We start from the raw sequence: 18964 nt of genomic DNA on the forward strand, positions 1-18964 counted from the left end.
GCTGTCTGCCCCTCCCCCGGACCCCCGACCCCGAGGATATTTTTGCCAGCGTGAAACAGCGGGGCGCGCGCGCGTGTGCAGGGCGGCGGCCGGTCAAGGGATGGTCATGCGGTCAGAACAGCGAAAGTTGGTCTCCGATCCGGGGCGGCGGCCGGAACAGGTCGCAGCGCAGGCGGGGCTGGGGCCGGTCGAGGCCGTGGCGCGCAGTGGCAAGCTGGAAGCGGCGGGCGATCAGGTCGGACCAGATCCCCATGCCGCGCATCCGGCGGCCGAACGCCGGATCGTAGTCGCGCCCGCCATGGATGTCGCGGATGCGGGCGAGGATCTTGGCGGCGCGGTCGGGGTGGTGATGTTCGACCCAGGCGCGGAACAGCGGCGCGACCTCAAGCGGCAAGCGCAGCATGATCCAGCTTGCGGCGACAGCGCCGGCGCCGGCCACCGCTTCGAGGATGGGTTCGATCTGATGATCGGTCAGCCCCGGGATGACCGGGGCGACCATGGTGCGGACCGGGATGCCGGCATCGGACAGGGTGCGGATCGCCTGAAGCCGGCGGGCGGGGGACGGGGCGCGCGGTTCGAGTCGGCGTGCAAGGTCGGGATCGAGCGTGGTAATCGAAATGCCGACGCGGAGCAGGCCTTGTGCTGCCATCGGGGCGAGAAGGTCGAGGTCACGACCGATCAGGGTGCCCTTGGTGGTGATGGCTGTCGGGTGGCGGAAGGCGTGCAGCACTTCGAGCACTTCGCGCATGACGCGGTGCTGGGCCTCGATCGGTTGGTAGGGGTCGGTGTTCGTGCCAAGCGCGATCGGGGCGACCTTATAGCCTTTCGCGCGCAGTTCCCGGTTCAGCACCGCGCCGATACCGGGGCGGGCAATCAGGCGGGTTTCGAAATCGAGGCCCGGCGACAGGTTCAGCCAGGCGTGCGAGGGCCGCGCAAAGCAATAGATGCAGCCGTGTTCGCAGCCCCGGTAAGGGTTCACCGAGCGGTCGAACGGCAGGTCGGGCGAGCGGTTGTAGGCAAGAGCCGAGCGGGGGCGCTCGTGTCGGATCTCGGTCCGCAGCAGGCGCTCGTCCTCGGGCAGGTGCCAGCCGTCGTCGAACGCCTCGTGGCGCGCGGGTTCGAAGCGGCCGGCCTCGTTCGAGAGGGCGCCGCGGGCGCGGGGTCTGATCGCGCGGGGCAGGCTGGGATCGCGGGCTGTCATGCGCGAAGATTAGAACGAACAGGGAACTCGCGCCACCGGAAAGCCGCGCCGCGGCCCCGCTGTCGGCTTTCATCCGCCCGATGTCGCAATTCGATGAGTGCGGCACGGCCTTTGGTCGCATTGAAATTCAAACCCCTGCCCCGAGGAGCCCGCCATGGCTGACGACGAAGAGATCATCCTGTCCGAACTGTCTGACGAGGATCTGGTGCTGCAGATGCACGACGACCTGTATGACGGGATGAAGGACGAGATCGAAGAGGCGGTCAACATCCTGATCGAGCGCGGCTGGACGCCTTACGACATCCTGACCAAGGCGCTGGTGGCGGGGATGACCATCGTCGGCAACGACTTCCGCGACGGCATCCTGTTCGTGCCGGAAGTGCTGTTGGCCGCCAATGCGATGAAATCGGGCATGGTGATCCTGAAGCCGCTTCTGGTGGAAACCGGGGCGCCGCGGATGGGCAAGATGGTGATCGGCACCGTCAAGGGCGACATCCACGACATCGGCAAGAACCTTGTCGCGATGATGATGGAAGGCGCCGGCTTCGAGGTGGTGGATCTGGGCATCAACAACGCCGTCGAGAAATATCTTGAGGCGCTGGAGACCGAAAAACCCGACATTCTGGGCATGTCGGCGCTGCTGACCACCACGATGCCCTATATGAAGGTCGTGATCGACACGCTGAAGGAAAAGGGCATCCGCGACGACTATATCGTGCTGGTGGGGGGCGCGCCGCTGAACGATGAGTTTGGCCGCGCCATTGGTGCCGATGCCTATTGCCGCGACGCGGCGGTGGCGGTCGAGACCGCGAAGGTTCATGTCGCGCGCCGCCACAACCGGATGAGCGCCTGAGCCCTTGGCGGGGGCGGCAGGCATCCTCATCTGTCATGGAAAGGAGCCTGCCATGCCCCCTGCCCTGTTCTTCCTGCTGATCGGAACCGTCATCCTTGCTGCGGGGGCGACGGTTTTATTGGTCTCCGGCGCCGGTTGGCCCTTGGGGGCGGTGGCGCTGGTGGCGCTTCTGGCCAGCCTGCTGCTGCGGCTGTGGCGCCGGACATGACGCTGGACGACCGGATTCTGTCTGACGAAGGCTTGGCGCCAAGGGGTGAGGGCCGGCTGAGGCTGATCGCCTGCGGGGCACTGGCCCATGAGATTCTGGCGCTGAAACGGGCGAACGGCTGGGACCATCTTGACCTGCAATGCCTGCCGGCCAAGCTGCATCTGCGTCCCGAAAAGATCGTGGAAGCGGTCGAGGCCGCGGTGCGCGCCGCAGGCGGGGCGCAGGTGTTCGTGGTCTATGCCGATTGCGGCACTGGCGGCGCGTTGCAGCAAAAGTGCAAGGAACTGGGCGTCGAGATGGTCGAAGGCCCGCATTGCTATTCGTTTTTTGAAGGCAACGCCGCTTTCGCCGCCCATGCCGAAGATGAGTTCACTGCCTTTTATCTGACCGATTTCCTTGTCCGGCAGTTCGATGCCTTTGTCTGGCGGCCCATGGGGTTGGACCGGCACCCGGAGCTGCGAGACATGTATTTCGGCCATTACACCAAGCTGGTCTATCAGGCGCAGACCGAAGACCCCGCGCTGGATGCCAAGGCGCAGGACTGCGCCGCGCGGCTGGGCCTTGCCTATGAGCGGCGCTTTACCGGCTATGGCGATCTGACCGACGCGCTGCGGACCGCGGCCGGATCCTGACCATGTTCGACAGGTGAAAGACGCGGGGTACCCGGGGCCCCGATTTCGGGCTTTCCTGTTGCAAGTCTTCAAGCCACACCTGCGGGTCTTTCGCAGCGGATCGGCTTGGCATAGGGTCTTCGCGCGTTATCGGAGGGGATCATGGGTATCGATGCGGCGCTTTTGGAACTTGAAACCCTGCTGGGGGACCGGCTGTCGCGCGCTAAAGCCGTTCGCGACCAGCACGCCCAAAGCGAGACGCATCTGCACGCAGGCCCGCCGGATGCGGTGGCCTTTCCCCGCACCCCCATCGAAGTGTCGGACATCGCTTCGATCTGCGCCCGTCATGGCGTGCCGATGGTGGGATGGGGGGCCGGAACCTCGCTTGAAGGCCATGCGCTGGCGCTGCATGGCGGCGTTACCATCGACTTTTCCCATATGGATCAGGTTCTTGAAATCCGCCCCGAGGATATGATCGTCCGCGTTCAGCCCGGCATCACCCGCGAGGCGCTGAATACCGCGCTGCGCGACACCGGTCTGTTCTTCCCCGTCGATCCCGGCGCCAATGCCTCGATCGGGGGGATGGCGGCCACCCGCGCCTCGGGCACCACCGCGGTGCGCTATGGCACGATGCGCGACAATGTTCTGGCGCTTGAGGTGGTTCTGGCCGACGGGCGGGTGATCCGCACCGGCACAGCGGCGCCGAAATCGGCGGCCGGATACGACCTGACGGCGCTGTTCGTGGGATCAGAGGGCACGCTGGGCCTGATCACGGAACTGACCTTGCGGCTGCATGGCCAGCCCGAGGCGGTCTCGGCCGCGGTCTGCGCCTTTCCCGACATGGGCGCGGCGGTCAATTGCGTGATCGAGACCATCCAGCACGGCATCCCGATGGCCCGGATCGAGTTTCTTGACGCCGCCTCGGTCGCGGCCTGCAATGCCTTTGCCCAGATGGCGATGCCGCTTCAACCGCATCTGCTGATCGAGTTTCATGGCACCGAAGCCGGCGTTGCGGAACAGGCCGAACGCTTTGGCGAGATCGCGGCCGAACATGGCAGCGCGGGTTTCCAGTGGGCGGCGCGGACCGAGGATCGGGCCCGGCTGTGGAAGATGCGCCACGCGGCCTATCGCGCCTGTCTGGCCTCGCGCCCCGGCTGTCAGGGCTGGGTGACGGATGTCTGCGTGCCGATCTCGCGCTTGGCCGAAGCGGTCGAGGAAACGCAGGCCGATCTGGCGCAAAGCCCGGTGCCGGGGCCGATTCTGGGCCATGTCGGCGATGGCAATTTCCATGCGATCCTGCTGGTCGATCCCGAAAACCCGGCCGAGCTGGCCGAGGCGAAGCGGCTGTCGGGCCGGATGGCCGACCGCGCGCTGCGCCTTGGCGGTACGGTCACCGGCGAACATGGCATCGGCTTTGGCAAGCTGGGCTATATGCAGGCCGAACATGGCGAAGGCTGGGCCGTGATGGCTGGCATCAAACGCGCGCTTGACCCGATGGGGCTGATGAACCCCGGCAAGCTGGTGCGCCCGTCGTAAGACCGCCCGGATCACGCGGGCCGGCGGCAGCCGGGGCTAGTCCAGCAGCGCCCGCGCCGCCTGCCGGGCGGCTTCGGTGATCGTGTCGCCGGCCAGCATCCGGGCGATTTCCTCGACCCGTTCGGGCGCAGCAAGCGGCGTCACGGTCGAGGTGGTCATGCCCGCCGCCACCCGCTTTTCCACCCGCCAGTGATGGCCACCCAACGCCGCCACCTGCGGCGAATGGGTCACGACCAGAACCTGCCCCCCCTCGGCCAGCGCCTTCAGGCGGCGGCCCACGGCATCGGCGGTGGCACCGCCCACGCCGCGGTCGATCTCGTCGAAAATCAGCGTCAGGCCGGGGTCGTCGCCGGTCAGACAGACCTTCAGCGCCAGCAGGAACCGCGAGAGTTCCCCCCCCGAGGCGATGCGATTCAGCGGCCCCGACGGCGCGCCGGGGTTGGTGGCCACGGTGAAAGCCACGGCATCGGTGCCTTCGGGACCGGGCTCGGCTTCGGACAGTTCGGTGCGAAACACCGCGCGTTCCATCTTCAAGGGCGCCAGTTCCGCCGCCATCGCCGCATCGAGCCGCCCTGCCGCCGCACGCCGGGCCGCCGACAGCGCCGCGGCTTCGGCCTGCCACGCGGCCTCGGCCTCGGTCACCGCGACATGCAGCTTGCCGATCTGGCGGGTGCCGCCGTCCAGCGCCGCCAGCCGCGCCCGCAGATCGCCGGCGAACGAGCCAAGCTCATCCGGCAGCACCGAATGTTTCCGCGCCAAGGCCCGGATCGCGAACAGCCGTTCCTCGATCGCCTCAAGTTCGCGCGGATCGAAATCGAGATCGGCCAAACAAGCCGCCACGCCGTCCTGCGCCTCGCCCAGTTCGATCAGCGCGCGCGACAGCGACGACAGCGGCGCCTCGAGCCGGCCGCCGGCGCGGTCCGAGGCCGCTTCCAGCCAGCGCAGCGCGTCCACCATCAGGTTTTCGGCGCCTTCGGCCGACAGTGCGCGATGGGCGCGGGCGATGTCGTCGCGGATGCGCTCGGCGCCCTGCATGTCGCGGCGGCGGGTGTCCAGCGTGGCCTCTTCACCGGGCTGCGGGTCCAGCTTGTCAAGCTCGGCCACCGCATGGCGCAGGAAATCCTCTTCGGCGCGGACGGCGGCCAGCGCCGCTTCGGCCGCAGCCAGTGCCCGCCGCGCCGCCCCCAGCGCGGCCCAGGCGCGGCGGCATGCCGACAGATCCAGCCCGGCAAACGCATCCAGCATCTGACGATGGCCGCGCGGGTTCAGCAGGCCGCGGTCATCGTGCTGGCCATGCAGTTCCACCAGCGTATCCGACAGCCCGCGCAACACCTCGCCCGACACGCGGCGGTCATTGACCCACGCCGTCTTGCGACCATCCGAGAAATTCACCCGGCGCAGGATCAGCTCGTCCTCGGCCTCGATCCCGGCATCTTCCAGCACCGCGCGGGCGGCATGGCCGGGGGGCAGGTCGAACACGGCGATCACCTCGCCCTTGTCGGCCCCCGCGCGCACCAGTTCCGCACGCCCGCGCCAGCCCAGCACGAAGCCCAGCGAATCAAGCAGGATCGACTTGCCCGCCCCGGTTTCGCCGGTCAGCACGTTCAACCCCGGCTGGAACGTCAGCGACAGCCGATCGATGATCAGCATGTCGCGGATATCAAGCGTGCGCAGCATCGCCCTGCCCCGTCCGGTGGTTGGGCCGTGTCAGAGCCACTCGCCGCGGATCATCTGGCGATAGACCTTCGACAGCCAGTTGTCGCCTTTGGCTTCCATCGTCAGACCACGCCCGGCGAGCAGCTTGTAGCTGTCTTCGTAGAACGGGCTGGACCGGAAGTTGTGCCCAAGGATCGCCCCCGCCGTCTGCGCCTCGTTGGTCAGGCCCAGCGCAAGATAGGATTCCACCAGCCGGTGCAGCGCCTCGGCGGTGTGGGTCGTGGTCTGGAAGTCCTGCACCACAGTGCGGAAGCGATTGATTGCCGACGGGTAATGGCCGCGCTTCAGGTAATAGCGGCCGATCTCCATCTCTTTGGCGGCAAGATGGTCGAATGCCAGATCGAATTTCAACACCGCCGACTGCGCGTATTCGCTTTCCGGGTAGGTCTCGATCACGGTGCGCAGCGCCTGCAACGCCTGGAAGGTCAGGCCCTGATCGCGGCCGACCTCGTCGATCTGGTCGTAATAGGACAGCGCCAGCAGATATTGCGCATAGGCCGCATCCTCGTCCGCCGGATAGAAATCCAGGAACCGCTGCGCGGCGCCGCGCGCTTCTTCGTATTTGCGGGCCTGATGATAGCTGTAGGCCTGCATGATCAGCGACCGCTTCGCCCATTCGGTATAGGGGTAAAGCCGCTCGACCTCTGAGAAGTAGCGGATTGCCCGGTCGGGCTTGGTCTGCGCCTCAAGCTCGTATTCGCCGCGCTTGTAGATTTCCTCGGCGGTGAGATTTTCAAGCGGCGGTTCCTTGTTGCTGCCGCCGCCACAACTGGAAACCAGCACGACGCACAGGGCCATGCCGAGCAACCGCGCGCCAGACGTCACCATGTTCCGCTTACCTCTGCCCTCTGTCGCCACCATCACCCGAAGGTCGGGCGGCGGCTGTTTGCCCGGTCCTAGCACAGAAAAATCCGGGGCGCAAAACGCCTTTGCGGGTTCCGGCCGGATCAGCGCAGGGCAGGAATGTCCGAGCGGTGGACACCGACGCCCGGCAGCTTGCAGCCGGTCGTCAGGCCGCAATCCTGAAGCCGAAAGGCGTCGCGACGGGCAAAAAGCGCCCGCAGAAGCCGGTTGGTCAGCGCATGGCCCGCGCGGATGCCGGTATAGCGGCCGATGATCGGCCCGCCCGCCAGCGCCAGATCGCCCAGCGCATCCAGCATCTTGTGGCGCACGGGTTCGTCGGCATGGCGCAGACCGCCGGGGGAAAGGATTCGGTCGCCCTCGAACACCACGGCGTTTTCGAAGGTGCCACCCAGCGCAAGGCCGTTGGCGCGCATCGCATCGACGTCCTGCTGGCGGCAGAAGGTGCGGCTGTCGCACAACTCGCGCACGAAGGCGCCGTTGGCCATGTTCAGCACCTTGGCCTGACGGCCGATCGCGGCCTCGGCAAAATCGATGGCGAAATCGATCTCGAAACCCTCGGCCGGTTCAAGCCGGGCCACCGCCTCGCCGTCGCGCACCTCGATCGGCTGAAGGATGCGAATGGCGCGCACGGGTTCGGCCTGTTCGCGCAGGCCACGGGCAAGGAATGCGTCGACGAACGGCACGGACGAGCCGTCAAGGATCGGAACCTCGGGGCCGTCGATCTCGATCAGGGCGTTGTGGATGCCGCAACCGGCAAGGGCCGCCATGACATGTTCGATGGTGGAAACCGTCACGCCCGAAGGGTTGGCCACCAGCGTGCACAGCCGCGACGGCACCACCGCATCCCAGCGCGCGGGAATCAGCGCGTCGCCCGATGTGACATCGACGCGGCGGAACCAGATCCCGTAATCAGCCGACGCGGGCTTGACCACCATATGCACCGGCGCGCCGGAATGGAGCCCGACACCGGTGAACTTGACTGCGGATTTCAAGGTGCACTGCACGGCCTGTTTCCTTTCCGGATTAACGTCCGGTTCACGCCGACGGGTTCGGGCCCGCCTTCGCATTGTGAGGTAAAGTGTCGCGCGTCTCATCACAATTCACTCTTTGTGACGGCTTGTAACAGACCGGCCGGAAAGCCGCCGACACTGCAAGACCCGACCACAAGATACTGTTTCAACAATAAAAAAGGCCCGGGCAATCCGGACCTTTCAATCTTGACATGTGAACGGATCAGTTCGCTTGCCGGCGCAGGAAAGCCGGGATTTCGATCCGCTCCTGATCGGCCGACAGTTCCGGCTCGTCATCGTAGGACGTGACGGGCGGCTGCGGGCGGGCGACCGGGGCCCGTTCGGGCTGGCCTTCGCCATGGCCCGCCATGCGGTTGATCAACGAACCGATGCCAAAGCGCGGCTTGTCGGCGGCACCCGCGGCGGGGCGCTGAACCGGGGCCGCGGGGCGCTGCTGGCCGGTGGCCATGCCGGGGCGCGCGGCCTGCGCCTGCTGCGCGGGGGTCTTGGCGACGGCGGCCTGAAGCCGGGCCAGCGCCTCGGGCGACGGGGCGCCCGGGGCACGCGGGCGCGGCGCCACGAAAGCGGCGGCGTCCTGCTCGTGCGAGGCGACTGCGCGCTGCTGCGGCTGGGCCTGCGGGCGGTAGGCCGGCGGCGGAACCTCATCCTCGTCGGCGTAATGGTCGGTGTCGTAGGACTGGCCGGCGTGGGGGTCGAACAGGCTGGCGGCGGGTTCGACCGGGGCGGGCTGGGGCGCGACGGCGGCGGGTTGCACCACCTCGCGGCGCGGCGCGGGCGCCGGTTCCGGCGCCGAGAAGCTGGACGGCAGCGGCGCCGCCATCGAGCGCCGCGGCACCGGAATTTCCAACGCGGGCTTGGTGGCGTCGATGCCGGTGGCCACGACCGAAACCCGGATCATCCCCTCCATCGCGGGATCCAGCGTCGAGCCGACGATGATGTTGGCATCCGGGTCCACCTTGTCGCGGATGACATTGGCGGCCTCGTCCAGCTCGAACAGGGTCAGATCATAGCCGCCGGTGATGTTGATCAGCACACCCTTGGCACCATGCAGGCTGATTTCATCCAGCAGCGGATTGGCGATGGCCTTTTCGGCGGCTTGCAGCGCGCGGTCTTCACCCACGGCCTCGCCGGTGCCCATCATGGCCTTGCCCATCTCGTCCATCACGGCGCGGACGTCGGCGAAGTCGAGGTTGATCAGGCCCGGCCGCACCATCAGGTCGGTCACGCCCTTCACGCCCTGATACAGCACGTCGTCGGCCATGGCGAAGGCTTCGGTAAAGGTCGTGCGCTCATTGGCCAGCCGGAACAGGTTCTGGTTCGGGATGATGATCAGCGTATCGACCACCTTTTGCAGCGCGTCGATGCCTTCCTCGGCCTGACGCATCCGCTTGGCGCCTTCGAACTGGAACGGCTTGGTCACCACGCCCACGGTCAGCACGCCAAGCTCGCGCGCGGCCTGCGCGATGATCGGCGCGGCGCCGGTGCCGGTGCCGCCGCCCATGCCGGCGGTGATGAAGCACATATGCGCGCCGGCAAGGTGATCGACGATCTCTTCAATCGTTTCTTCGGCGGCGGCGGCACCGACCGAGGGACGCGCGCCCGCGCCCAGACCTTCGGTGACCTTCACCCCCATCTGGATCTTCGCGGTCGCCCGGCTTTGTTGCAGCGCCTGCGCGTCGGTGTTCGCCACCACGAACTCGACGCCTTCAAGCTGCTGCTCGATCATGTTGTTCACGGCATTGCCGCCGGCCCCGCCCACACCGAACACGGTGATGCGCGGCTTCAGCTCTTCACGCGAGTTGTTCATCATGAGGTTGAGTGCCATTGCCAATCCGCCTGCTTTTCGTTGTCCCGTGGCGCTTTTCGGCAGCGCCCTTTCCGCATTAGGTCGAACTTTACCGGCAGACGCCGGCAACGTCACCAAAAAAAGGCCAAACGCCCACAAAATATGGACGCGGCAGACACCGCATAAGCGGTATTTCGCTGGCGACGCAGGATCTGGGGGTTACCAGTTGTCCTTGAACCACTTGATCGCCCTTTTCAGCGAACGGGCCGGATAACGCTCGGCCGGAATGTCGAAATCCCACCACTCATCCTGCGGATGCGCGGCGAACAGGCACAGCCCCACCGCCGAGGAAAACGCCGGCCCCGACACCTGCTGCGGCAGGCCCTGCACCCGCAAGGGCCGACCCAGCCGGACCCGCTGGCCAAGGATTCGCGCGGCCAGACCGTCAAGGCCCGGGATCTGGCTGCCGCCGCCGGTGATGACGATCTGCTGGCTGGGCAGATGTTCGAACCCGGCCGCATCCAGCCGGGCGCGGGCCTCTTCAAGGATTTCCTCGACCCGCGGGCGCATGATGCCGATCAGTTCGGTCCGGCTGACGGTGCGCCGGTCCTTGTCCCAGTCGCCGGTATCGGCGCCGATGTCGATCATCTCGCGGTCGTCCATGCCGGTGGCGACCACGCCGCCGTGCAGGGTCTTGATCTTCTCGGCGGTGGCCATCGGAACCTGAAGCCCCTTCGAGATGTCCGAGGTCACATGATCCCCGCCCATCCGCACCGAATCCGCAAAGATCATGTGCTTCTTGATGAAGATCGAAATCCCGGTCGAGCCGCCGCCCAGATCGATGCAGGCGGCCCCCAGTTCCTGTTCGTCCTCGACAAGGCTGGACACGCCCGAGACATAGGCAGACGACGCGATCCCGGCCAGTTCCAGATCACACCGCTTGATGCAGTAAAGCAGGTTCTGGATCACCCCCGCCTCGACCGTCAGAAGGTGCATGTCGACCGACAGACGGTTGCCGATCTGGCCACGCGGATCGCCAAGGCCGGTGCGATGATCCAGCGCGAAGTTCACCGGCTGGGCGTGCAGAACCTCGCGGCCGGGACCGATGTCGGGCACCTCGCAGGCGGCCAGAACGCGCGCCACGTCCTGTTCGGTCACCACCGAATCCTGCAACTCCCACTCGCCGGCCAGACCATAGCTGCGCGGCTCGGCCCCCGAGAAACAGGCGATGACGTGATCGACCCGCACATTCGCCATCTTCTGCGCCGCCTGCACGGCGGTGCGGATCGCGCGCTCGGTCTCGTTCATCACCGAGATTTCACCGAAATGCACGCCGCGCGACCGGGTGGTGGCGGCCCCGATCACCCGGAACGAGGATTGCCCCGCCATCGGCCCCACGCCGTCATTCTCGCGCAGCCGGTCCGGCCCGTCGAAGCGCAGGATCAGGCAGGTGATCTTGGACGAACCCACGTCCAGAATGGCAATCACGCCCCGCTGCATGGCGGCGCGACGCATGTTCCTCATGGCGCGCTGGGACTGGTAAAGATCGGTCATAGGTCGCTTCCACTTGTATCGAGGCCACGGGCACGGCGGATCTCGGCCAGCGCATAGGGCGCCAGACGCAGAACGGGGCGGTCTCTCAGGCGCAGGTCCACCGCGATCACATCGCGATCCAGAAGGTCTTGCGCTTCATCCAGCGCGATCATCCGCTCCAGCGCGACCACGGGCTCGGTCACCGGCAACAGGATGCGCTGGCCACGGTCAAGCACCACATCCCAGCGCCGCTCGCCCATGCGGACAAGGCCGCGGATGCGCGGCAGGATCGGCTTGGCCGCGGCAAGGATTTCCAGCGCCTCGGGCACCGCCAGTTCGGCGCCGTCGCCCGCGATCACCGGCAGGTCCGACCGCTCGTTGCGGAAGGCAAGGTTGTCCACACGGCGGCCGGTTTCATCCAGCAGCACAAGCCCGGTGCCGCGACGCCAGATCAGGGCCGGCTCGCGCTCGGTCACGCGCACTTCCAGCACGCCGCCCGACCGCACCCGGATTTCGGCGGCAGCCACCGCGTCGATGGTTTCGATCCGCGCGCGGGCGGCAGCAAGGTCGATGTCGAACGAGCTGACCGGCAGCTTCAACCCCAGCGTGGCGCGAATACGCTCGGACAGCTCGACCGAAGCACCATCGACCGACAGAGCCGTGACCATGAACTCCGGGCGCTGCTGGAAGCTGTCGACGATGCCGGCGAAGACACCCGTGATCGCCGCGCGGCGATCGGCGCTGGCAAGGACGGCGGCGATGATCGTGACGGCCAGCAGCGACGGCGCCCCCACCCGCAGCGCGGCACGGAACGCGGGCGTCAGCCACAGGCGCTGCGCACGATAGGCCCAGCGCGAGGGCGCGGGGTCGCGACGGACAGGGCGTGCGCCTAACGGTTGCATGAGGCATCCTCGACAATCCAGGCGCACAGCTCGGGGAACGGGATGCCGCAATGGGCCGCCTGTTCGGGCGAAAGCGAGGTCGGCGTCATGCCGGGCTGGGTGTTGGTTTCCAGCAGGATCAGGCCCGCCAGCCCCCGCGCCTCGTCCCAGCGGAAATCAGTGCGGCTGATCCCGCGGCAGCCCAGCGCCCGGTGGGCGCGCAGCGCATGATCCAGACAGGCCGCCGTGATCTCGGCCGGCAGGTCGGCAGGCACCACATGATGCGACCCGCCGGGGGTGTATTTCGCATCATAGTCATACCAGCCCGTGGTCACGATGTCGGTGACGCACAGCGGGCGGTCGCCCATCACCGTCACCGTCAGTTCACGGCCGGGGGCGTAGGTTTCGACCATCACCGTTTCCGGCATGTCGGGGGCCAGTTGCGGCGGGGCATCGCCCGCATCCATCACCAGATAGACGCCCACCGACGAGCCCTCGTTGTTGGGCTTGACCACATAGGGCGGCGGCAGGACATGGCGGCTGCGCACATCCGACGCGGCCGCCAGCCGGCTTTCCACCACCGGCAGGCCGGCCGCGACAAAGGCATCCTTGGCGCGGGCTTTGTCCATCGCCAGGGCCGAGGCCAGCACCCCCGAATGGGTATAGGGAATGCGCAGCCATTCCAGCAGGCCCTGCACGCAGCCATCCTCGCCCCAGCGGCCGTGAAGCGCGTTGAAGGCGGCGTCGGGCTTCAGATCGGACAGCACGCGGGCGAGGTCGGGGCCGGCATCGACCTCGGTCACCTCATATCCTGCTTCCCGCAAGGCTGCCGCGCATGCGCGCCCGGAGACAAGCGACACCTGCCGCTCGGCAGAGGGACCGCCCATCAGAACCGCAACCCTGGGGAATGCCCTGCCGGACAGTTCCGCCATGTATCTCTTCCGCCTCAAGCCGCGCCATGGGCGCGTTATTATTATTGTTTGTTAACGGGCGGTTCGCCCACCCGCATGATTTCCCACTCTAGCCGGATTCCGGATGTTTGGAAAACCCTTTTTCGGACCTCCTCGCCCAATCCTTCCAGATCGGCCGCGGTGGCGCCCCCGGTGTTGATGAGAAAGTTGGAATGCATCTGACTTATCTGCGCGCCGCCAAGCCGGGCGCCGCGCATCCCGGCGTCGTCGATGACCTTCCACGCCTTCAATTCATGGCTGTCGTCGGCCCGCCCGGTCGACGAGAAGCCCGCCGGATTGCGGAAGGTGGACCCGGCGCTGCGGTCTTTCGTGGGCTGGCTGGCGTCGCGTTTCGCGATCTGGTCATCCATTTTCCGGGCCAGATCGGCGGGATCGCCCGGGTCGGCGCGAAAGGTGGCCTCGGTGATGATCCAGCCTTCGGGAAGGTTGCTGTGGCGGTAGGAAAGCTGAAGATCGGCAGCCGGCAGCACCATCGCCTCGCCGGTCCGCGTCACGACCTGAACCGACACCAGATGGTCGGCGACATAGGCGCCATAGCAGCCCGCGTTCATCCGCACCGCGCCGCCGATGGTGCCGGGGATGGTGCGCAGGAAGGTCAGATCGCGCCCGGCCTCGGCCGCACGGCGCGCAACATGGGCGTCCAGCGCCGCGGCGCCGGCGATCACCTGCCCGCCCTCGACCCGGATCGCGTTGAAGCCCCGCCCCAGCCGGATCACCACCGCGCGAAGCCCGCCGTCGCGCACGATCAGGTTCGATCCGACCCCCATCGGGAACACGGTCACCGCCGGGTCAAGCGCGGCAAGAAAGGCGCAAAGGTCGGCCTGATCGGCGGGCTGGAACAGCCAGTCGGCCGGGCCGCCCACGCGCAGCCATGTCAGATCGGCCAGCGGGCGGTGCGGGGTCAGCGTACCGCGGACGGGCGGCATCATTCGACATGCCCCGGCAGATGGCGCCGCACCCAGCGCCAAAGGTGGATCAGCGGCCAGCGCAGGATCGAGGCACCGGCGGCGATCGCGGCCATCCCCCAGAACGGGCCGTTCTGGTAGGTGACCCAGCCCGCCAGCGGAATCCCCGCCACGACCAGCCCCGCAGCCCCCGGCCCATGCACCCGCCGCGGCAGCAGCGCAATGCCCGAGGCCACCACGATCCAGCCGAAAAAGGCCATCATCGATCCGGTCATGCCCACCCCCGCCGCAAGGCCGCCGCCAGCGGGCGGCGGAAGATCGAGCCCGCGGCCAGAAGCCCCGCGCCCGCCGCACCCGCACCATGCGCCCCGGCCAGCGTGGCCAGCAGCGGCAGCGCCAGCACCGCCAGAACCACCCCCGGCAGGATCTGCGCCCGCATCGGCAAAAGCGCCGTGATCGCGGCCGCGATCACCCAGAGGCACGAAAGAAGCAGGGGCGTTGTCATGCTCAACCGACCCTCATGCCGCCTTTCCCATCAGACGCGCGGGCAGGTTGTTTGCCCACGTCGAGATCGTGCCGGCCCCAAGGCAGACCACCATGTCGCCCGGCCGGGTCTGTTCGCGCACCAGCCGTTCAAGGTCGTCCTCGCACAGGATGGCGCGGGCGTGACGATGGCCGTGGGCGATCAGCCCGGCCACCAGATCGTCGCGGCTGGTCCCCGGAATCGGCTCTTCGCCGGCCGAATAGACCTCGGCGATGGCGACCACATCGGCTTCGTTGAAGCAGGTGCAGAAATCGTCGAACAGGCTGTGCAGGCGGGTATAGCGGTGCGGCTGATGCACCGCGATCACCCGTCCCTTGACCGCCTGCCGCGCGGCTTTCAGCACGGCGGCAATCTCGACCGGGTGGTGGCCGTAATCGTCGATGATGGTGACACCATTCACCTCGGCCACCTTGGTGAACCGCCGCAGCACCCCCTTGAAAGCGGCCAGCGCCTCGCGGATCTCGTCCTTTTTCATGCCGAGGTGGCGTGCCACGGCAATCGCCGCCAGCGCGTTCGAGACGTTGTGATTGCCCGGCATCGGCAAGGTCAGCCCCTCGATCACCCGGCCTTCGCCCTCGCTTTGCAGCGCCACATCGAAATGCGCGATGCCGTTTTCAAAGCGCAGGTTCACCGCCCGCACATCGGCCTGCGCGTTGAAGCCGAAGGTGACGATGCGGCGGTCGGTGACGCGGCCCACCAGCGCCTGAACCTCGGGGTGGTCGGTGCAGCAGACCGCCAGCCCGTAGAACGGGATGTTGGTCACGAAATCGTAAAAGCCCTTTTTCAGCGCCTCGAACGAGCCCCAGTGCTCCATATGCTCGGGGTCGATGTTGGTGACGATGGCGATGGTCGCCGGCAGGCGGTTGAACGAGCCGTCCGATTCGTCGGCCTCGACCACCATCCATTCGCCGGCGCCCGCCCGCGCGTTCGAGCCATAGGCATGGATCACGCCGCCGTTGATGACGGTCGGATCAAACCCGCCCTTGTCCAGCAGCGTGGCCACCATGGTCGTGGTGGTGGTCTTGCCATGCGTGCCCGCGATCGCGATGTTCGACCGCATCCGCATCAGTTCGGCCAGCATCTCGGCGCGGCGCACCACCGGAAGGCCGCGGCGGCGGGCTTCTTCCAGTTCCGGGTTGCCCTTCTTGATCGCCGAGGAAATCACCACCACCGCCGCCTCGCCAAGGTTCTCGGCGCGCTGGCCTTCGAAGAAGCTGGCGCCAAGGCCCACCAGACGGTCGGTGATCTTCGACGCCTTCGCGTCCGACCCCTGCACGCGGTAGCCCAGCGTCATCAGCACTTCGGCGATCCCCGACATGCCGATACCGCCGATGCCGACGAAATGGATGGGGCCGAGTTCCCCCGGCAGCTTGGTTGCGGCGTTCATGTCTTCTTCCTTGCCAGATACTCGACCGCTTCCACCAGACGCTCGGTGGCGTCGGGGCGGCCGTAGGCCAGCGCATTGCGCGCCATCTGCCGCGCCGCCTCGGGCTGCGACAGCACCGCGGCGATTTGCGACGACAGAGCGGCGGGGTCAAGCGCGGATTCGGGGATCAGGATCGCGGCCCCGGCCTCGACCAGCCCGCGGGCGTTCGCCGTCTGGTGGTCGGCGGTGGCGGCGGCATAGGGGATCAGGATCGACGGCCGCCCGATGATCGAGATATCGGCCACCGACGAGGCCCCCGCCCGCGAGATCACCAGTTGCGCCTCGGACAGGCGGCGGGGAATGTCGGTGAAGAAGGTCTGAACCTCGGCGATGACGCCCGCCGCATCATAGGCGCGGGTAACGCGGGCCACATCCTCGTCGCGGGCCTGATGGGCCACGCGCAGGTGACGGCGCACGCCTTCGGGCAGGGCCGCGACGGCGGCGGGCACCACATCGGACAGGATGCGCGCGCCCTGACTGCCGCCGATCACCAGAAGGCTCATGGGATAGTCGCCCGGCACGATATAGGGCGCGGCCGCCCGTTCCAGCACCGCGGCACGAACCGGGTTGCCCGTGTGGCCGCCTTCGACATTTGCCGGCAGGTCGGTGGGCCATGTGCCGCAGCAGACCGCATCCACCCGCGGGGCGAACAGGCGGTTCACCCGGCCCAGAACGCCGTTTTGTTCATGGATCATCCGCGGCAGGCGCAACGCCACCGCCGCCGACAGCGCCGGGATCGACGGATAGCCGCCGAACCCCACCACCACCCGCGGCCGGTCGCGCAGAAAGCCCGCGATGGCCCCCGCCACACCCGCCGCGACCCGCGCAGGCACCAGCGCCTTGGCCAGCACGCCGCCACGGGCAAAGGTGGCGGAACTGACCTGTTCGATCTGGACGACATGGGGAAAGCCCCCGGCATAGCGGGCGCCGCGGGCGTCGGTGGACAGCTTGACCCGCCAGCCGCGCCGCACCATCGCCTCGGCCAGCGCCTGCGCGGGGAACATGTGCCCCCCCGTCCCGCCCGCCGCGATCAGGAGGAGCGGTTTGCCCATCTCAGCGCCCCCGCTTGAACAGGATGTCGCCGATCTCGCCCTGTGGGCGGCTTCGCGTCATCGCAAGCAGCATCCCTACCGTGACCCCCGCCGCGATCACCGACGAGCCGCCATAGCTGACAAAGGGCAGCGTCATGCCCTTGGCCGGCAGCAGCCGCACCGCCACGCCCATGTTGATCATCGCCTGCACGCCAAAGATGCAGGCCAGCCCGGTGCCGGCCAGCCGGATGAAGGGATCACGTTCGCGCATCAGGCGGAACAGGCTGCGCACCGTCACCGTGCCGTAAAGCGCGATGATGATCAGCACGAGGATCAGGCCGTATTCCTCGGCCGCGACCGCGATGATGAAATCGGTATGCGCGTCAGGCAGCGACCATTTCACCTGCCCCTCGCCCACGCCGACGCCAAAATAGCCGCCTTCCTGAATGGCGTTCGTAGCATAGCCCAGCTGCGTGCGCGGATCGAGATCGGGGTTCAGGAACCCGTCGATCCGGCGCGCGAAATGTTCCGACGAGTTATAGGCGAAGAAGGCGCCCGATCCGACCAGCCCCATGATGATCGCGATCAGCGTCATCGGCGCGCCGGCCACGAAATACATCACCCCCCAGCCGAACAGCACCAGCGCCGCCTGCCCGAAATCGGGCTGTAGCGCCAGAAGCAACACGATCACCGTCACCAGCCCGAACGAGATCGTCTTGCCGGGGGGGCCGTTCAACTCTTGCGCGGCCGCCATCAGCCAGGCGCCAAGGATGATGAAGCCGGGTTTCAGAAACTCGGACGGCTGGACCGATGCAAAGCCGAAGCTGAACCAGCGCACCGCGCCCTTACCGAAATCGGTGCCGAAGAACGGCAGCAGCAACAGCGCCAGAAAGGCACCGGCAAAGCCAAGAACCCCCAGCCGGCGCACCATGTCGGGCGACATCATCGACACCGCGAACATCGCCACCATCGCCATGCCGCCAAAGAACGCCTGCCGCTGGACGTAATAGAACGGGTCCAGCCCGTTGCGCGTCGCCAGTGGCACCGACGCCGCAAGACCCAGCAAAAGCCCGATCCCGAACAGCACAAGGATCGAGGTCAACGACCACTTGTCGATGGTGCGCCACCAACGGGGAAGAACCGGCTCGGTCGCCCGCACGGGCATGGAGCCATAGACCATCTCAGTCATGGGTGAAATCCGCCTGCACTGCCTCATCCGCCCGTTTTCCGGGTCTCATGCAAACTTTAGCCAAATCTGTGGCTCAAGGCCAGCGGAAAGGCTGGGCGCGATCAGGCCGGGGCGGCGCGCAGGGCCTGAAACCGGGTCAGGCTTTCGGCCGGCCAGTGTTCGCTGCGGCGGTAATAGTCGGGCATCACCGGCACGCGGCCGTCCAGTGTGACCCAAGGCTGCTTTGTGGTGGTGAAAATGTGAATGTCGGGCGGGCAGGCGGCGGGATCGTCCAGCGTGCCCACCCGCACGAAGGCCATGCGGTGCCCTGCCCCGGCGTAATGGCTGAACAGTGCCACGCGGCAGGCCGGGCAGCGGGCGATGTTCTGCCCCTTGCCCGAGGCCGAGGGCGTGGCCACGGTTTCGGGCCGGCCCGACAGGATCTCGACATGGGCGGTCTCGATCAGCGCGTTCAGCGCGAAGGCCGATCCGGTCTCGCGCTGGCACCATGTGCAGTGGCAGCAATGGACGAAAAGCGGCGCCGCCGTCAGACGATAGCGGATCTCGCCGCAGGTGCAGCGTCCTTCCATGCGGACCTCCCTAACAGGGTGCTGAAGAAATCGCCGTCGCGGAACAGTTTTCTTTCGGCGCAACCTGCTGGGTTTGGTTTCGGCTCCATCGACGCAGGCGAGCTACATG

Annotated in this window: 19 protein-coding genes; 4 read left to right on the forward strand and 15 right to left on the reverse strand. The window is 67.3% G+C overall.

What is annotated here, in order from left to right; translation table 11 throughout:
• Positions 1 to 112: 112 nt before the first annotated feature.
• Positions 113 to 1201 carry a PA0069 family radical SAM protein gene (locus CRO07_RS06110; RefSeq protein WP_097029783.1) on the reverse strand — a complete coding sequence of 363 codons (1089 nt, stop codon included), beginning with the start codon at positions 1199 to 1201 and terminating at the stop codon, positions 113 to 115.
• A 154-nt stretch (positions 1202 to 1355) separates the two neighbouring features.
• Between CRO07_RS06110 and CRO07_RS06115 the strand changes: the two genes are divergently transcribed.
• The 4 genes from CRO07_RS06115 (at position 1356) to CRO07_RS06130 (ending at position 4409) form a co-directional block, all read left to right on the forward strand.
• Complete coding sequence (locus CRO07_RS06115; protein ID WP_097029784.1) at positions 1356 to 2054, forward strand: corrinoid protein; 699 nt, start codon at positions 1356 to 1358, stop codon at positions 2052 to 2054.
• Positions 2055 to 2106: 52 nt separating this feature from the next.
• Positions 2107 to 2262, forward strand: coding sequence for a hypothetical protein (locus tag CRO07_RS18615; protein WP_097029785.1), 156 nt, complete (start codon positions 2107 to 2109; stop codon positions 2260 to 2262).
• Complete coding sequence (locus tag CRO07_RS06125; RefSeq protein WP_097029786.1) at positions 2259 to 2894, forward strand: DUF1638 domain-containing protein; 636 nt, start codon at positions 2259 to 2261, stop codon at positions 2892 to 2894. The genes CRO07_RS18615 and CRO07_RS06125 overlap by 4 nt, the downstream gene beginning before the upstream one ends.
• A 141-nt stretch (positions 2895 to 3035) precedes the next feature.
• Positions 3036 to 4409, forward strand: coding sequence for an FAD-binding oxidoreductase (locus CRO07_RS06130; protein WP_097029787.1), 1374 nt, complete (start codon positions 3036 to 3038; stop codon positions 4407 to 4409).
• 36 nt (positions 4410 to 4445) lie between these two features.
• On the opposite strand, the gene recN is transcribed toward CRO07_RS06130, so the two are convergent.
• From recN to CRO07_RS06200, 14 genes are all read right to left on the reverse strand, one after another.
• Positions 4446 to 6086 carry a DNA repair protein RecN gene (gene recN, locus CRO07_RS06135; RefSeq protein ID WP_097029788.1) on the reverse strand — a complete coding sequence of 547 codons (1641 nt, stop codon included), beginning with the start codon at positions 6084 to 6086 and terminating at the stop codon, positions 4446 to 4448.
• A gap of 30 nt (positions 6087 to 6116) precedes the next feature.
• Entirely contained in the window at positions 6117 to 6953 is an 837-nt protein-coding gene (locus CRO07_RS06140) for an outer membrane protein assembly factor BamD (protein ID WP_097029789.1), read from the reverse strand.
• Between the two features lie 119 nt (positions 6954 to 7072).
• On the reverse strand, positions 7073 to 7993 hold the full coding sequence (gene lpxC, locus CRO07_RS06145) for a UDP-3-O-acyl-N-acetylglucosamine deacetylase (RefSeq protein ID WP_097029790.1): 921 nt from the start codon (positions 7991 to 7993) through the stop codon (positions 7073 to 7075).
• Between the two features lie 229 nt (positions 7994 to 8222).
• Complete coding sequence (gene ftsZ / locus CRO07_RS06150; protein WP_097029791.1) at positions 8223 to 9845, reverse strand: cell division protein FtsZ; 1623 nt, start codon at positions 9843 to 9845, stop codon at positions 8223 to 8225.
• Between the two features lie 180 nt (positions 9846 to 10025).
• The gene (gene ftsA, locus CRO07_RS06155; protein ID WP_097029792.1) at positions 10026 to 11360 is read right to left on the reverse strand and encodes a cell division protein FtsA; all 1335 of its coding nucleotides are present in this window, start codon (positions 11358 to 11360) and stop codon (positions 10026 to 10028) included.
• Complete coding sequence (locus tag CRO07_RS06160; RefSeq protein ID WP_097029793.1) at positions 11357 to 12241, reverse strand: cell division protein FtsQ/DivIB; 885 nt, start codon at positions 12239 to 12241, stop codon at positions 11357 to 11359. Before CRO07_RS06160 ends, ftsA begins: the two co-directional genes overlap by 4 nt.
• Positions 12229 to 13152: a D-alanine--D-alanine ligase gene (locus CRO07_RS06165; protein WP_097029794.1), complete on the reverse strand. Its 924-nt coding sequence runs from the start codon at positions 13150 to 13152 to the stop codon at positions 12229 to 12231. Before CRO07_RS06165 ends, CRO07_RS06160 begins: the two co-directional genes overlap by 13 nt.
• Positions 13153 to 13193: 41 nt before the next feature.
• The gene (gene murB, locus CRO07_RS06170; RefSeq protein WP_097029795.1) at positions 13194 to 14120 is read right to left on the reverse strand and encodes a UDP-N-acetylmuramate dehydrogenase; all 927 of its coding nucleotides are present in this window, start codon (positions 14118 to 14120) and stop codon (positions 13194 to 13196) included.
• Positions 14117 to 14371 (reverse strand): DUF2484 family protein, encoded by a 255-nt coding sequence (locus CRO07_RS06175; RefSeq protein ID WP_097029796.1) that lies wholly within the window; start codon positions 14369 to 14371, stop codon positions 14117 to 14119. The genes murB and CRO07_RS06175 overlap by 4 nt, the downstream gene beginning before the upstream one ends.
• The gene (locus tag CRO07_RS06180; protein ID WP_097029797.1) at positions 14368 to 14601 is read right to left on the reverse strand and encodes a DUF2484 family protein; all 234 of its coding nucleotides are present in this window, start codon (positions 14599 to 14601) and stop codon (positions 14368 to 14370) included. The genes CRO07_RS06175 and CRO07_RS06180 overlap by 4 nt, the downstream gene beginning before the upstream one ends.
• 13 nt (positions 14602 to 14614) lie before the next feature.
• Positions 14615 to 16027, reverse strand: a complete 1413-nt coding sequence (murC, locus tag CRO07_RS06185; protein WP_097029798.1) for a UDP-N-acetylmuramate--L-alanine ligase — start codon at positions 16025 to 16027, stop codon at positions 14615 to 14617.
• A complete protein-coding gene (locus CRO07_RS06190) occupies positions 16024 to 17118 on the reverse strand; it encodes a UDP-N-acetylglucosamine--N-acetylmuramyl-(pentapeptide) pyrophosphoryl-undecaprenol N-acetylglucosamine transferase (protein ID WP_097029799.1) in 1095 nt (364 codons plus the stop codon). Before CRO07_RS06190 ends, murC begins: the two co-directional genes overlap by 4 nt.
• A 1-nt stretch (position 17119) precedes the next feature.
• Positions 17120 to 18286 carry a putative lipid II flippase FtsW gene (ftsW, locus tag CRO07_RS06195; protein WP_097029800.1) on the reverse strand — a complete coding sequence of 389 codons (1167 nt, stop codon included), beginning with the start codon at positions 18284 to 18286 and terminating at the stop codon, positions 17120 to 17122.
• A gap of 101 nt (positions 18287 to 18387) precedes the next feature.
• The gene (locus CRO07_RS06200) at positions 18388 to 18855 is read right to left on the reverse strand and encodes a GFA family protein (protein ID WP_097029801.1); all 468 of its coding nucleotides are present in this window, start codon (positions 18853 to 18855) and stop codon (positions 18388 to 18390) included.
• Positions 18856 to 18964: the final 109 nt, after the last annotated feature.

This window comes from Cereibacter ovatus (assembly GCF_900207575.1).
Lineage (GTDB): Bacteria > Pseudomonadota > Alphaproteobacteria > Rhodobacterales > Rhodobacteraceae > Cereibacter_A > Cereibacter_A ovatus.